We start from the raw sequence: 14,154 nt of genomic DNA, 5'->3' as shown, positions 1-14,154 counted from the left end.
AGGTGGCCGGCTGTCAGACTGGCGGGCATGGACTCTGGGATCACCGTCACCGGGACCGGTCAGGCCACCGCGCCGGCCGATGTCCTCCGCCTCAACCTGAGCGTCGGGCACGACGCCGCCGACGTGGCCGCCGCGGTCGCGCAGGTGGCCGAACGAACCGACGCGGTGAACGCCGCACTCCGCGCCCAAGGTGTGGCGGCGGCCGACATCTACACCAGCTCGGTGAACGTGTATCCGCAGTACGCCGACTCGATGTCCGTCGCGGGCTATCGCGCGTCGCACTCGATGATCGTGACGACCAAGGACCTGACCGGGTTCGGCCGGTTGCTGAACGCCGCGGTGGATGCTGCAGGCAACAACCTGGGGCTGGACCACCTGCAGTTCGACGTGGAGGACAAGCGGGCGCTGATGGACCGGGCGCGCGAGCTCGCGTTCGCGCAGGCCCGGACGAAGGCGGACCAGCTCGCCACGCTGGCGGGCCAGTCGATCGGCTCCATCGCCGCCGTCTCCGAGACCTACGGCCACGCGCCGTTCCAGCTCCAGTCGGCCAAGGCCGGCGACGGGTTCGCGCCCGAGCTGTCGGTCACCCCGGGCGAGCAGACCGTCGAGATCTCCCTGGAAGTCCGCTGGCCCTGGGCCTGAGACTTCGGTCACCGTCCGCGCGGGCGTCGGGCGGCGGTGACCCTTCCGGTCTCTACGCTATGGCCGGGGTGAGCGGGGGCCGTCTGAGGGCGACCGTCCCCCTTGTCCGGCCAGGAGGTCAATCCCGTGGTAAACAAGCGTTCTCTCTTCTCTTCCGTCCTTGCCGCAGGGCTCGCTCTGGTGCTCGTCGCCTGCTCGGGCGACTCGGACGACGCCGGCTCGCAGGCCCCGAGCACCAGCACCTCGTCGACGCCGCCGCCCAGCTCGGCACCGGCTCCTTCGACGCCGGCGAGCACGCCGTCCGCTCCGGTCGCCAAGCCGCGCACCGCGGCCGAGCTGACCAAGGCGCTGCTGGCCCTCGCCGATCTCCCGCCCGGCTTCCAGGTCGAGCCGAACGAGGAGGACGACGGCACCAAGCTGACGTCCAAGGACCCGAAGTGCGCGAGCATGGTCCGGCTCTTCAACGCCAAGACCGCGCCGGGCTCGAAGGCCGAGGCCATCCGGGTCTTCTCCGGCGGTCAGGAAGGGCCGTACGTCCAGGAGTCGCTGGACGCGATGGGCACCCCGGCTGCCACCGCGACTCTGCTCGCCACCACCCGGAAGGCGATCGAGTCCTGCCGCAAGGCCTCCATCACCATCCCCGGCGCGGGGACGTCCCCGGTATCGGTCACCGAGGTGGCTCCGCCCAAGGCAGGCACCAGCCCGGTGGCGGCCCGGTTCGCCGCGACGAGCGGTCCGCTGGAGGGCTTCGAGATCACCTTCGTGTTCGCCGGCCTCGGTGACGTGGTGCTCAGCATGGCCTTCGACAGCTCGGCCGACATCGAGGAGCCGACCATCGACGCCGCCGCGAAGGCCACCAAGGTTCTGGGCACCACCAAGACGGGTACCTGAGTCGTCTCATTTTCAGACAGACGGCTGAACTGTCCGTCACCTGGTACACACTCTCCCCATGTATGCACCGGCACCGTTGCGTCGGCAGCTGAACCGTTCAGGTCTGCTGCTGCTCGGCCCTGCCTTCGTGGCGGCCGTCGCGTACGTCGACCCCGGCAACTTCGCCACCAACATCGCGGCCGGGGCGACGTACGGCTATCTGCTCTGCTGGGTCGTGGTCGGCGCGAACCTGATGGCCGTGCTGGTGCAGTACCTGGCAGCGAAGGCGAGCATCGCCACCGGTAGGACGCTGCCGCAACTGTGCCGCGACCACTTCAGTCGCTCCACCTCGACCGGACTGTGGGCGCAGGCCGAGTTGGTTGCCGTCGCGACCGACCTGGCCGAGGTGGTCGGCGGCGCGATCGCGCTCAACCTGCTGTTCGGGATCCCGCTGCTGCTCGGCGGGGTGATCACCGGGGCGGTCTCGTTCGCCCTGCTGATCTACCAGTCGAAGCGCGGTCAACGCCCGTTCGAGGCGGCCATCGTCGGATTGCTCGCGGTCGTCCTGGTCGGGTTCGTCGTCTCCACCATCCAGTCGCACCCGTCCGGCTCCGGGATCGTCAGCGGTCTCGTCCCGCGCCTGGACGGCACCGAGTCGCTGGTGCTTGCCGCCGGCATGCTCGGCGCGACAGTGATGCCGCACGCCATCTGGTTGCACGGTGCCCTGGTCACCGACCGGCACTGGAAGTCCATCCGCTCGACCTCAGGAAAGCAGCGTGTACTCCGGGCCACACGGCTGGACGTGGCGGTCGCCATGGCTCTGGCCGGCGCGGTCAACCTCGCGATGGTCGTCCTGGCCGCGGCCGCCCTCGAGGGCACCGGCGCCGACTCCCTCGAGGCCGCCCACACCGCGATCGGGGACCGCCTCGGCGGTCTGGCTGCTCTACTGTTCGCGCTCGCGTTGCTCGCGTCCGGCTTCGCCTCGTCCTCGGTCGGCACGTACGCCGGTTCGGTGATCCTCGAAGGCTTCTGGAAGCGGCACATCCCGCTCGCCGTGCGCCGGCTGATCACGCTGCTGCCCGCGCTGGTGGTCCTCGCGATCGGGATCGACCCGAGCCGGGCGCTGGTCGTTTCCCAGGTGGTGCTGAGCTTCGGCATCCCCTGCGTCCTGTGGCCGTTGGTGCGACTGACGGCGTCCAAGCGTGTCATGGGCGCCCTTGTCAACCAGTGGCCGACTACTCTCACCGCATGCCTGGTAGCGACCGCCGTCACGGCCCTCAACGTCGTACTGATCGTACTGACGCTGCAGGGGTGACCCCCGCGTGACCGCGACGTACGCGGTCAGTGACGTCCACGGTCATCCGGAGAAGCTGACCGCGGCGCTGCAGGAGGCCGGCCTGATCGACGCCGAGGGCAACTGGTCCGGCGAGGACTCCCGGCTGTGGTTCCTCGGCGACTTCTTCGACCGCGGCCCGGACGGCATCGGAGTACTGCGGATGGTGCGCCGGCTGGCCGAGCAGGCGGCAGACGGCGAGGGCGCGGTCGAGGTGCTGCTGGGCAACCACGAGATCCTGGCGCTCGGGATGCGCAAGTTCGGCGACACCTTCGTGCCGCACGAGGGGATCACCTCCCGCAGCTTCGAGCGCAGCTGGGCGCTGAACGGCGGCCAGGACCGTGACCAGGAACTGCTCACCGACGAGGACGTCGCCTGGCTGATCGACCGGCCGATGCTCGGGCTCGACGCGGACCACCTGCTGATGCACTCCGACACCGAGGAGTACCTCGAGTGGGGGGACTCGATCGAGGAGATCAACCAGGCCGCCCGGGCCGACCTGCACAGCGACAGCATCGTCGTCTGGTGGGAGATGTGGCGCCGGATGACGTCCCGGTACGCGTTCCGCGGCGAGGCCGGCCCGGTGATCGCGGCCGAACTGCTGGAGCGCCTCGGCGGCCGGCGGATCGTGCACGGCCACAGCATCGTGGCGGACCAGCTCGGCATCGACCCGGCATACCTGACCGGTCCGCTGCTGTACTCCGACGGCCTGGCGCTGGGCATCGACGGCGGCACGTTCGACGGCGGCCCCTGCCTCGTCGTGAAGCTGCTGCCGATCTGATTCCGGCGATCTGATTCCGCAGGTCCGGAATGTGCTGCCGGCGCGCGCGGTTGTTGAGATGTGAACAGTCGATCTCGCACGTCTTGGGAGCTGAGCTATGTCTGACAAGCCGGTCAAGATTCCGGGTCCGGACCACCCGATCACGGTGCAGAAGAACCCGGACCGGGTGGTCGTGAAGGTCGCGGGCCAGGTCATCGCGGACAGCCGGGACGCGCTGTCGCTGCAGGAGGCCAGCTATCCGGCCGTGCAGTACATCCCGCGCAAGGACGTCGACATGACGGCCCTCGAGCGCACCACCCACGAGAGCTACTGCCCGTACAAGGGCGATGCGTCGTACTACAGCGTCATCCCGGGCGGCGAGAAGACCGTGAACGCGGTCTGGACCTACGAGAGCCCGTACGACCCGGTGGCCGACATCCGGGACCACGTCGCGTTCTACCCGGACCGGGTGGACTCGATCGAGATCCTCGCCGACTGAACTCCAGATCGGGCTGCACATCTGCGCGGGGGATGTGCAGCCCGATCGGCGTTTCAGGCCTTGAGGAAGTCCATCAATACTGGTGCCAGGACCTCCGGTGGCACCACGTGGTGCTGGCCATCCAGCTCCACCAACCGACCGCCGGGCAACGCCTTCGCGACCTTCCGGGCCGCCTCGGTCATGAACGGCGGGCTCACAGATCCGCAGACCACCAGACCGGGTTGCGTCACCTTGCTGAGCAACTCGAACGGCACCACCCCGCCGGGTGCCCCGTGGTCCATCACCGCGAAGTCGTAGGCCAAGGTGTGGGCGACCTCGGCCATCCCAGGCCCCGCCGCCAGCTCCGCAGCATCCTCCGCCGGCATCCCGGCCATCAGCAGGAACGCCTCGACCGCCTGCACCCGCCGGTACTCCGCCAGCAGCCTGATCACCGTCGCGCCGGCCTCGTCCGACTCGCGCTTCGACTCCTCGTCGTCCTCCCCGTACGGCGGCTCATGCAGGACCACCTTGGTGATCGGCAGCCCACTTGCGGCCGCCGCGACCACCAGGGCCGCGCCCGACGAATGCCCGTACACGGCCGCAGTACCGCCTAGTGCGGTGATCAGCGCGCCGAGATCCTCGACCTCGCGAGCGACGGCGTACGAGTCGGTGTCACCGCTGTCGCCCCGGCCGCGGCGGTCGTACGAGACGACCGTGAAGTTCGGCGCCAGCGCTTCGCCGAGCGGCCCAGTCGACGCGCGAACGCAGAGCGCTCCCCCGACCAGGATCAGCGGCTCACCGCTGCCCGACCGCTCGTACGCGATCGGTGTCCCGTCCGCAGACCTCACTGTCAGCATGTCCGTCCTCCTCCCGCAGAGGCGCCCGCCCCTGCACAGACGACGTCGGCGCCGCTCACCGGATCTCGACATATTCGGTTGTCGGGTGCGACGGCGGCTGCTTCACTGCCAGTGATGAGCATCCTTTCCAGAGTCGACGACTACCTGCACGCGGCCCCGTTGTCCGGGGCGACCGGACAGCAGGTGGGACCGTTCACGCTCTTCCGCTCGACCACGATCTGGCCGTACTACGCCCGCCCGATCCCCGGCTCGGGTGCCACGATCGAGCCCGGCGACGTCGAGAAGGTGCGGGCCCGCAACGACGAACTCGGGCTGCCGTTCAGCCTCGAGTGGGTCGTCGACACCTGCCCCTCCCTCGGCCCGGCCGCCGCGGCCGCCGGACTCGAGGTGCGCGAGCACCCCTTGCTGGTGCTGGACCGGGCGGACTTCAAGCCGGTGACCGCCGCTGTCGAGTGCGCGATCCTGCCCACCGCCGAGTCCGTACTGCGGGAGGCCCGCGCCGTCGCCTCGGTGGGCTTCGGAACTCCCGGTACCGCGATCGGCGACGGCGGCACGGAGGCCCGTGATGCCAACCTCGCCGAGATCTCCGACGAGACCGCGGCCGCGTTGCTCGAACGGGCTCAGGCGGGGATCTCCATCACCGCCGGCGCCTACGACCACCGGGGGATGCTCGCGAGCGGGAGCCACCAGCCGGTCGGCGACGCCACCGAGATCGTCGGCGTGGCCACGTTGCCGGCGATGCGCAGGCAGGGACTGGCCGCCGCGGTGACAAGTTGTCTGGCCGAGCACGCCTTCGCGAACGGGATCGACCTGGTGCTGCTGTCCGCCGACAGCGATGCGGTCGCCGCCGTCTACGAGCGGGTCGGCTTCCACCGGATCGGCTCGGTCGGCGCCGCGGAACCTGCCCCCAAGTAGCCCTATCCTCCTGCGTGAACTGGCCAAGTTGTCGGCAGCGAGGCGATGCGGTCGTGGTACCAGGATCTCGACGTGCTGTCCGGCGTCGGCGAGGAGGTCATCGACCGGTACAGCACTCTGGAACAGACCGTCGAGCGGATCCTGGCCGACGTCGGTTGGAAGCCGGGCGACACCCGGGAGCTCACCGACTAGACGCCTGAGGTCGCAGCGGTCCCGCCGCTGCGGATCCCGGGCCGGAAAGCGCATTGCAGGGACAAGAGTTCGGCGGCCGGTCGTGTGCACTGGGGCGGGGGCCGTACCGTTGGAGGGATGAGCAATTCCGAGCGGACCCGCCCACGCACCCTCGCCGAGGCACTGCGCAGCTGGGACGACGCTGCCCTCGGCCAGTTGCTCCGGCACCGGCCAGACCTGGCAACCCCGATCCCGGCCGACACCGGCCAACTGGCGGCCCGTGCGACCACCAACGCTTCCGCGGCCCGGGCCATCAACAGGCTCGACGAATTCGGCGTCGACCTGCTGGAGGCCCTGTCCGCACTGCCCGAACCTGTAGACCTCGCAGCCCTGGCCAAGGGTGTCGACCAGCCCGTCGAGGTGGTCAAGCCGCGGATCGCCGAACTGCTGGCGCTCGCCCTCGTCTGGGGCAACGAGGACGACCTCCGCCCGATCCGGGCCGTGCACGAACTGCTCGGGCCGACACCAGCCGGCCTTGGCCCGATCACCACTCGCCACTTCGGTGACCTGGACCAGCTGATCGAGGACGCCGGACCGGAAGCACGCGAGGTCCTCGCCAAGCTCACCTGGGGACCGCCGACCGGCTCTGTCGAGAAGGCCGAACGTCCGGTGACGATCGCCTCCGCCCGTACTCCGGTGGAGCAACTGCTCGCGCGCGGGCTCGTAGTACCGAAGGATCCGAGCACTGTCGTCCTGCCGCGGCAGATCGGGCTGCACCTTCGTGGTGGGCGCGTACTGGCGTCCACTCGGCCGACACCGCCTCCGCTCGACGGCAAGCAGGTGTCGGCATCCATTGCCGACCGCGCCGCCGCCGGCGCCGCGCTGGACCTCGTGCGCCAGGTTGACCGCGCACTGGAGCAGCTGGGAACGGAACCACCGCCGGTACTGCGTACTGGTGGCATCGGCGTACGGGAGCTCCGCAGCCTGGCCACGAAGATCGGCGCCGATGAGCCGGCGGCCGCCGCCGTACTGGAGATCGCGTACTCCGCCGGGCTGGTTGCGGCGGTCGAGGTGGGGACGAACGAGCTGTGGCTGCCCACTGGTTCGTATGACGACTGGCTGGAGCTGGACACCGCTCATCGGTGGGCCGCACTGGTCAACGCGTGGCTCACCGGGCTGCGGGCCATCGGGCTGATCGGTCGACGGGACAGCGGCGGTGCGACTGCCGCTGCCCGCGAACGACTGGTGAACGCGCTGGCTCCCGACCTGGAGCGACTGCTGGCTCCGGAGATCCGGCAGCTCACCCTGCGCGCTCTGTCCGAGGCAGACCCGGGGACAGCGCCCGCGAGCGAATCCGTCGTCACCTGGGTCGCTTGGCATCGCCCGCGCCGGGGCGGCCAGTTCCGCGACGACCTGGTCGAGTGGACCATCACCGAGGCCGCGCTGCTCGGCCTCACCGGGCTCGGGGCTCTGGCGTCCCACGCGCACGTGCTCCTGAAGGACGAGCCGAGCGTGGACGACTTGGCCGCCGCGATCCAGCCGCTTGTTCCTGAGCCCGTTTCGGAGGTGCTGCTGCAGGCTGACCTGACCGCGGTGGCACCCGGGCCGCTCGTCCGCGCAGTACAGGATGAGCTTGTCGCGATGGCTGACGTGGAGTCGCACGGCGGCGGTGGGGTATTTCGCTTCAGCGAGGGCTCGGTGCGCCGCGCCTTCGACCTCGGGCGGACCAGCGACCAGCTGCACAAGTGGCTGGCCGAGCACTCGCGGACTCCTGTCCCGCAGCCGTTGACCTACCTGATCGACGACGTCGCGCGCAGGCACGGAGTACTGCGGATCGGGGCGGCGTCAACGTACCTGCGGTGTGACGACGAGAACGTGCTGAACGGCTTGCTGAGCACGAACCTGCCGGGCATCCGCTTCCGGCGACTCGCGCCGACCGTGGTGGTGTCGCCGTCACCGCCCGACCAGGTGCTGAGCCGGCTGCGCGAGGCCGGGCTGGCGCCGCTCGGGGAGACCTTCGACGGAGTCGTGCACGTGACGGCCGCGGGCAACCGCCGCGGCGAACCACCGCGTCGCCGTACCAGCCGGGACTTCGCCGACAACACGGTGGAACTCACCGAGGACCAGGTGCAGGCCGTGATCGAACGCGTCCGCGCCGGCGATCGCGTAGCCGCCGAACGCCCGGCCGAACACACCTTCGGCGACACCACCGCCCCCGCCGAAACCATCAGCATCCTCAGCGAAGCCGCCGAGGCGAACACCCGCACCTGGATCTCCTACGTGGACCACAACGGCAACTCCGCCGAACGCATCGTCGAACCCGTCCGCGTAGCCGACGGCTGGCTAACCGCCTACGACGAAGCCGCCGACCAACCCCGCACCTACGCCCTCCACCGAATCGCCGCCGCCCGCCCCGTCGACAGGTAATCCCGCACCCGGGTGCCCCACCCGCTCGCCGTCGCCTCGTTCGTCGCCTCGTTCGTCGAGTCGTGGAATTGGGGCAGGGAAAGCGATTGCCGGGAACGCAAATCCACGAGTGAGTGGTGGCTCATCTCTTTCGCCCTCTCGCCGGGAGCCGGCGGGAGGCCGGTGGTTTGGCGGGAGCGGGCACAATGGAGGGTCGGGCGGAGATCTTCGCCCGTAGCTGCTGACGGGAGATCTCGCGGTGACCGACGGTCCGTTGATTGTTCAGTCCGACAAGACGTTGCTGCTGGAAACCGCTCACCCGGACGCCACCGACTGCCGGAAGGCCATCGCGCCGTTCGCGGAGCTGGAGCGGGCGCCGGAGCACGTGCACACCTATCGGCTGACGCCGCTGGGGCTGTGGAACGCCCGGGCCGCCGGGCATGACGCCGAGCAGGTCATCGACGTACTGCTCCGCTACAGCCGGTACCCCGTGCCGCACTCGCTGCTGGTCGACATCGCGGAGACGCTGGACCGCTACGGGCGGCTCAGGCTAGAGAAGCATCCGCAGCACGGCCTGGTGCTCGTCACCACGGACCGGCCGGTGCTCGAGGAGGTGCTGCGGTCGGCCAAGGTGAAGCCGATGATCGGGGCGCGGATCGACGACGACACCGTACTGGTGCACCCGTCCGAGCGTGGCCACCTGAAGCAGACGCTGCTGAAGATCGGCTGGCCGGCCGAGGACCTCGCGGGGTACGTCGACGGCGAGGCGCACAAGATCGACCTCGTCAAGGACGGCTGGGACCTCCGGCCGTACCAGCAGCAGGCCACCGACGCGTTCTGGCACGGCGGCTCGGGCGTCGTCGTACTGCCGTGTGGCGCGGGCAAGACGATCGTCGGGGCGGCCGCGATGGCGCAGGCGTCGGCGACCACGCTGATCCTGGTGACGAACACGGTGTCCGCGCGGCAGTGGAAGGACGAGCTGCTCAAGCGGACCACGCTGACCGAGGAAGAGATCGGCGAGTACTCCGGCGCGCGCAAGGAGATCCGCCCGGTCACGATCGCGACGTACCAGGTGATGACGACGCGGCGGAAGGGTGTCTACACGCACCTCGAGCTGCTGGACGCGCGCGACTGGGGCCTGATCGTGTACGACGAGGTCCACCTGCTGCCGGCGCCGATCTTCCGGATGACGGCGGATCTGCAGACCCGGCGGCGGATCGGGCTGACCGCGACGCTGGTCCGCGAGGACGGGCGCGAGGGCGACGTGTTCTCGCTGATCGGGCCCAAGCGGTACGACGCGCCGTGGAAGGACATCGAGGCGCAGGGCTGGATCGCGCCGGCGGACTGCGTCGAGGTCCGGGTCGACCTCGAGCAGACCGAGCGGTTCGTCTACGCGACGGCCGAGCCCGAGGACCGGTATCGGCTGGCCGCGTCGACGCCGGCCAAGTCGAGGCTGGTCCAGCAGATCGCCGAGCACCACAAGGGTGAGCCGATGCTGGTGATCGGGCAGTACATCGACCAGCTCGACGAGCTCGGTGAGCGGCTCGAGTGCCCGGTGATCAAGGGCGAGACGACGGTCAAGGAGCGGCAGCGGCTGTTCCAGGCGTTCCGCACCGGCGAGATCAACATGCTCGTCGTCAGCAAGGTCGCCAACTTCTCGATCGACCTGCCTGAGGCCTCCGTCGCGGTGCAGGTGTCAGGCACCTTCGGTTCCCGCCAGGAGGAGGCGCAACGCCTCGGTCGCGTACTGCGCCCGAAGGGTGACGGCCGCACTGCACGGTTCTACTCGATCGTCGCCCGCGACACCGTCGACGCCGAGTTCGCGGCCCACCGCCAGCGCTTCCTCGCCGAACAGGGCTACGCCTACACCATCGTCGACGCCGAAAACCTCTTCACCAGCTGACCACCCGGTCCCGGTCTCCTCGAACCTGAGGGATCGGCCGGCTGTGAACTCCGGGGGGCCGACTGGAAAGTCCGGGAGATTTGGGGGGTCTCAGGGCTGGCGGGTCGTGTCGGTTGTGTTGTCGTGAGAGCCGGCCGGTGACGGACCGCTCACGTATCCTGATCGTTGCCTGAGGCAAGGTCTTCGCAGGGGATCAGGGGGCAGCCGGCTCGCTTCAGGTAGGAGCCGGCGCCGCGGTCCCCGGTGGCGGCCGCCTTCGCCTGCTCCCAGTGCACCCGGCCCATCAGCACCGGGTGCCCGGCCCTGCCGTGGTATCCCGCTCGTGCCAGTGCCGCGTCGCCGGGACCGCCGGCCGCGACGACCCGCCGTACGACGTCCGGTCCGACGTCCGGCATGTCCACCAGGTGCACCAGGGCGGCGTCCGCCTCGGTGGTCGCCGCCCAGTCCAGCCCCGCACGCAGCGAGGCGGACATCCCCACGGTCCACTCGGGCGACGGCACGATCACGACGTTCTCGTCCACCAGCAGGGCCGAGATCTCGTCGGCGGCGGCACCGACTACCACGGCGATCGTGTCGCACCCGCCCGAGCGCAGTACGCGGGCGGATCTCACCACCCACGGCACACCGTCGGCATCGCGCACCAGGGCCTTCGGCTGCCCCATCCGTGTCCCGGCGCCGGCTGCGAGCAGTACTCCGAAAGGCTTCATGGCAGCACAGTCTCCCGCAGGTGTGATCAGACAGTCATCCTGGAATGACCCGCGCGGCTCGGGGGTTTGCGTTGAAAGAGGGATTTACGCCGACACACAAAGGGGGGTGATGGTCCGGTCACGAAGCGTGGTTCGGGGGTTGCCCAGGGCAACATCAGGGTTCAGCCTGGGCCAAACCTGACGCTCCGACCGGTACCGTCGAGGGGTATGGGGACACACGCACTGGAGCAGGTGGAACTGGCGGGGGAAAGGGGGCGGGCCTCTTCGGGGCCCGCGCCGGTGGTGTGGAGGGTGGTACGAGAAGTAGTCCTGCTCGCCACCCTTTTCGGTCTCTACAGCTTGGGCCGGCAGTTCGCCGGGAAGCACACGGGATCGGCGTTCGACCATGCCCGTGAGGTGTTGTCGTTCCAGCGCTGGATGCATCTGCCCGACGAGGCATCGATCCAGCACGCCGCGCTCCAACTGCCACATGTGGTCGAAGGGGCCAACCTGTACTACGCCTCCGTGCACGCGCCGCTCACCGGCGCGGTCCTGCTCTGGCTGAGCATCTGGCGCCCGAACGCCTATCCACGGGTTCGCTGGACGATGGTCTCGCTGACCGGGCTCGCCCTGATCGGTCACATGGTCTTCCCGCTGGCTCCGCCGCGGATGATGCCCGGCTTCGTGGACACCGGCCTGCGGTTCGGCCAGTCGGTGTACGGGGCGGACAACTCGAGCGGGGTGGCGAACCAGTTCGCCGCGATGCCGAGCCTGCATGTCGGCTGGGCAGCTCTGATCGCCCTGTCGATGATCCTGATCACCCGGACCAAGTGGCGCTGGCTGTGGCTGCTGCACCCGATCATCACCTTCGGCGTGGTGGTCGTGACGGCGAACCACTACTGGCTGGACGGCATCGTGGTCCTGATCCTGCTCGCGATCAGCCTGCCGCTGCTACTGCGGCCCGGGCTGCGCAGCGACACGCCGCGAGCCAAGGTCCGCAACCGGTCCCGCGGCCGGGACGGCGACGGGGATAATTCGGTTTCGCCGGAGCTTGTGCTCAAGTAACGTGGCGGGGCTTCCCTGACCGTCGACCGCATTGCGGAGGTCCTGTCATGCCCCCTGACGATCCGATCCTCTCCAGCGAAAAGGACTATCTCCGTACGTCGCGCGCCGCGCTGGCCGTGATGCGGCAGAAGACCGGGTCACTGGAGATCGCCAGTGCGGACCCGGTGAACACGGAGTTCCTCAAGGCGGCGATCTGGCGGCGGATGAAGGAGCTCGAGGACGACCCGGACGTGCCGCTGTTCTTCGGCCGGTTGGACTACCTGGAGCCCGCGCCGGAGACGTTCCACATCGGCCGCCGGCACGTGAACGACGACGCGGGCGAGCCGCTGGTGGTGGACTGGCGGGCCGAGATCTCGGTGCCGTTCTACCGGGCCAGCCGGACCGAGCCGATGGGCGTCGGGGTGCGCCGCCGGTTCGGGTTCACGCACGGCGAGATGACCGCCTTCGAGGACGAGGATCTGACCGCTCCGGGCGCCGTGGAGGAGCACAGCGACATCCTGGATGCGGAGATCGAGCGGCCGCGGTCCGGGCCGATGCGCGACATCGTGGCGACGATCCAGCCGGAGCAGGACGTGATCGTGCGGGCCGGGGTCGAGGACACCATCTGCGTGCAGGGAGCACCCGGGACCGGGAAGACCGCGGTCGGCCTGCACCGCGCGGCGTACCTGCTCTACGCGTACCGCGACCAGCTCAGCCGGGCCGGGGTGCTGGTGGTCGGCCCGAACGCGAGCTTCCTGCGCTACATCGGCGACGTGCTCCCCGCTCTCGGCGAGATCGAGGCGAAGCAAACCACCGTCGAGGAGATGGTGGCGCGGGTGAAGATCGCCGGGCCCGGGACGGCCGCCGTGGACGTGCTCAAGGGCGACGCCCGGATGGCCGACGTACTCCGCCGGGCCGTCTGGTCGCGGGTGCAGCTCCCGAAGGAGGCGCTGGTGGTCCCGCGGGGGTCCCACCGGTGGCGCGTACCGGCGTACCAGGCGGAGGAGCTGGTCAACGAGCTGCGGACCCGCGGGGTGCGGTACGGCGCCGGGCGGGCGATGCTGCCGCAGCGGCTCGCCCATGCCGTCCTGCTGCGGATGGAGGCCGCCGGTGACTCCCCCGACGACCGCGTGCAGGACTCCGTGGCCCGGAGCCGCCCGGTCAAGCAGTACGCCGACGCGCTGTGGCCGGCGATCGACCCGGCCAGGCTCGTGTTCCAGTTGTTCACCGACGCCGAGTTGCTCGCCGAGCACGCCGACGGGATCCTCACCCCCGAGGAGCAGGAGCTGCTGCGCTGGGAGAAGGCGCCCCGTTCGGCCGGCGCGGCGAAGTGGTCCGTCGCCGATGCCACTCTGATCGACGAGGTCGCCGACCTGGTCGACCGCACTCCGAGCCTCGGGCACGTCGTGCTCGACGAGGCGCAGGACCTCTCGGCGATGCAACTCCGGGCCGTCGGCAGGCGCTGCTCGACGGGCTCGATGACCGTGCTGGGCGACATCGCGCAGGGAACCACGCCGTGGGCGACGCCCTCCTGGGACGAGGCGCTCGGCCACCTCGGCAAGACCGGCGCCCACACGGAGGAGCTGACCGCCGGGTTCCGCGTGCCCGGCCAGGTGATCGAGTACGCCGCCCGGCTGCTGCCGCTGATCGCGCCGCACCTGACCCCACCGACCGCCGTACGACGGGCCCGCGGTGAACTGGCGATCACCCGGGTCCCGGACAGCCTGGTGGCTGCCGTCGAGACCGTGCGGGCCGTCTCCGACCGGCCGGGCTCGATCGGGCTGATCGTGCCGGACGCCCTGGTCACCAGGGCCCGGAAGGCCTTGCAGGACAAGGGGGTCAGCTTCGCCATACTCGGTGACGAGGACGATGTCGAGGCTCACGTGGACGTCGTACCGGCCGGGCTGGCGAAGGGTCTTGAGTTCGACCACGTGGTCCTAGTGGAGCCTGCGGGGATCGTCGCGGGCGAGGCCGACGAGCGGACCGGGCTGCGCCGGCTGTACGTCTGCCTGACCCGTGCGGTCACCTCGCTGGCGGTCTTGCACAAGGAAGACCTCCCGGCAGTCCTCGGCGACCGGCCGTAGGCTGG

Annotated in this window: 13 protein-coding genes; 11 read left to right on the top strand and 2 right to left on the bottom strand. The window is 70.0% G+C overall.

The features are described 5' to 3' along the window. Positions 1 to 27: 27 nt before the first annotated feature. The 5 genes from ACFPJ1_RS31130 (at position 28) to ACFPJ1_RS31110 (ending at position 4,104) form a co-directional block, all read left to right on the top strand. Positions 28 to 642 carry an SIMPL domain-containing protein gene (locus ACFPJ1_RS31130; RefSeq protein ID WP_380109331.1) on the top strand — a complete coding sequence of 205 codons (615 nt, stop codon included), beginning with the start codon at positions 28 to 30 and terminating at the stop codon, positions 640 to 642. A gap of 126 nt (positions 643 to 768) precedes the next feature. Continuing rightward, positions 769 to 1,533 carry a hypothetical protein gene (locus tag ACFPJ1_RS31125; RefSeq protein ID WP_380109329.1) on the top strand — a complete coding sequence of 255 codons (765 nt, stop codon included), beginning with the start codon at positions 769 to 771 and terminating at the stop codon, positions 1,531 to 1,533. Between the two features lie 58 nt (positions 1,534 to 1,591). Continuing rightward, positions 1,592 to 2,827 (top strand): Nramp family divalent metal transporter, encoded by a 1,236-nt coding sequence (locus ACFPJ1_RS31120; protein ID WP_380109328.1) that lies wholly within the window; start codon positions 1,592 to 1,594, stop codon positions 2,825 to 2,827. A 7-nt stretch (positions 2,828 to 2,834) separates the two neighbouring features. Next, positions 2,835 to 3,626 carry a metallophosphoesterase gene (locus ACFPJ1_RS31115; RefSeq protein WP_380109327.1) on the top strand — a complete coding sequence of 264 codons (792 nt, stop codon included), beginning with the start codon at positions 2,835 to 2,837 and terminating at the stop codon, positions 3,624 to 3,626. A gap of 97 nt (positions 3,627 to 3,723) precedes the next feature. After that, positions 3,724 to 4,104, top strand: a complete 381-nt coding sequence (locus tag ACFPJ1_RS31110) for a DUF427 domain-containing protein (RefSeq protein WP_380109325.1) — start codon at positions 3,724 to 3,726, stop codon at positions 4,102 to 4,104. 53 nt (positions 4,105 to 4,157) lie between these two features. Here the strand turns inward: ACFPJ1_RS31110 and ACFPJ1_RS31105 are convergent, their stop codons facing one another. Further along, positions 4,158 to 4,940, bottom strand: coding sequence for an alpha/beta fold hydrolase (locus tag ACFPJ1_RS31105; protein WP_380109324.1), 783 nt, complete (start codon positions 4,938 to 4,940; stop codon positions 4,158 to 4,160). A 114-nt stretch (positions 4,941 to 5,054) separates the two neighbouring features. On the opposite strand from ACFPJ1_RS31105, the gene ACFPJ1_RS31100 reads away from it, so the two are divergent. The 4 genes from ACFPJ1_RS31100 (at position 5,055) to ACFPJ1_RS31085 (ending at position 10,335) form a co-directional block, all read left to right on the top strand. Then, positions 5,055 to 5,855, top strand: coding sequence for a GNAT family N-acetyltransferase (locus ACFPJ1_RS31100; protein ID WP_380109321.1), 801 nt, complete (start codon positions 5,055 to 5,057; stop codon positions 5,853 to 5,855). Between the two features lie 45 nt (positions 5,856 to 5,900). After that, entirely contained in the window at positions 5,901 to 6,047 is a 147-nt protein-coding gene (locus tag ACFPJ1_RS31095; RefSeq protein ID WP_380109319.1) for a P-loop NTPase family protein, read from the top strand. Between the two features lie 117 nt (positions 6,048 to 6,164). Then, on the top strand, positions 6,165 to 8,453 hold the full coding sequence (locus ACFPJ1_RS31090; protein WP_380109317.1) for a helicase-associated domain-containing protein: 2,289 nt from the start codon (positions 6,165 to 6,167) through the stop codon (positions 8,451 to 8,453). Positions 8,454 to 8,691: 238 nt separating this feature from the next. Beyond that, positions 8,692 to 10,335: a DNA repair helicase XPB gene (locus ACFPJ1_RS31085; protein WP_380109315.1), complete on the top strand. Its 1,644-nt coding sequence runs from the start codon at positions 8,692 to 8,694 to the stop codon at positions 10,333 to 10,335. 149 nt (positions 10,336 to 10,484) lie between these two features. On the opposite strand, the gene ACFPJ1_RS31080 is transcribed toward ACFPJ1_RS31085, so the two are convergent. After that, positions 10,485 to 11,042 (bottom strand): nucleotidyltransferase family protein, encoded by a 558-nt coding sequence (locus ACFPJ1_RS31080; protein ID WP_380109314.1) that lies wholly within the window; start codon positions 11,040 to 11,042, stop codon positions 10,485 to 10,487. A 291-nt stretch (positions 11,043 to 11,333) separates the two neighbouring features. Between ACFPJ1_RS31080 and ACFPJ1_RS31075 the strand changes: the two genes are divergently transcribed. Together ACFPJ1_RS31075 and ACFPJ1_RS31070 are read left to right on the top strand one after the other, a co-directional pair. Continuing rightward, a complete protein-coding gene (locus ACFPJ1_RS31075; RefSeq protein WP_380109312.1) occupies positions 11,334 to 12,086 on the top strand; it encodes a phosphatase PAP2 family protein in 753 nt (250 codons plus the stop codon). 47 nt (positions 12,087 to 12,133) lie between these two features. Next, positions 12,134 to 14,149, top strand: a complete 2,016-nt coding sequence (locus ACFPJ1_RS31070) for a HelD family protein (RefSeq protein WP_380109310.1) — start codon at positions 12,134 to 12,136, stop codon at positions 14,147 to 14,149. Positions 14,150 to 14,154: the final 5 nt, after the last annotated feature.

The sequence above is a fragment of the Kribbella qitaiheensis genome (assembly GCF_042657745.1).
Lineage (GTDB): Bacteria > Actinomycetota > Actinomycetes > Propionibacteriales > Kribbellaceae > Kribbella > Kribbella qitaiheensis.
Note: the sequence above shows the minus strand (reverse complement) of the source record. Positions and strands in the feature narration are given on the sequence as shown.

Bases quoted from the DNA above. Each gene is read 5' to 3' on its own strand.
- ACFPJ1_RS31130 (WP_380109331.1), top strand. From the start codon at position 28: ATGGACTCTGGGATCACCGTCACCGGGACCGGTCAGGCCACCGCGCCG.
- ACFPJ1_RS31120 (WP_380109328.1), top strand. From the start codon at position 1,592: ATGTATGCACCGGCACCGTTGCGTCGGCAGCTGAACCGTTCAGGTCTG.
- ACFPJ1_RS31110 (WP_380109325.1), top strand. From the start codon at position 3,724: ATGTCTGACAAGCCGGTCAAGATTCCGGGTCCGGACCACCCGATCACG.
- ACFPJ1_RS31105 (WP_380109324.1), bottom strand. From the start codon at position 4,940: ATGCTGACAGTGAGGTCTGCGGACGGGACACCGATCGCGTACGAGCGG.
- ACFPJ1_RS31100 (WP_380109321.1), top strand. From the start codon at position 5,055: ATGAGCATCCTTTCCAGAGTCGACGACTACCTGCACGCGGCCCCGTTG.
- ACFPJ1_RS31095 (WP_380109319.1), top strand. From the start codon at position 5,901: ATGCGGTCGTGGTACCAGGATCTCGACGTGCTGTCCGGCGTCGGCGAG.
- ACFPJ1_RS31090 (WP_380109317.1), top strand. From the start codon at position 6,165: ATGAGCAATTCCGAGCGGACCCGCCCACGCACCCTCGCCGAGGCACTG.
- ACFPJ1_RS31080 (WP_380109314.1), bottom strand. From the start codon at position 11,042: ATGAAGCCTTTCGGAGTACTGCTCGCAGCCGGCGCCGGGACACGGATG.
- ACFPJ1_RS31070 (WP_380109310.1), top strand. From the start codon at position 12,134: ATGCCCCCTGACGATCCGATCCTCTCCAGCGAAAAGGACTATCTCCGT.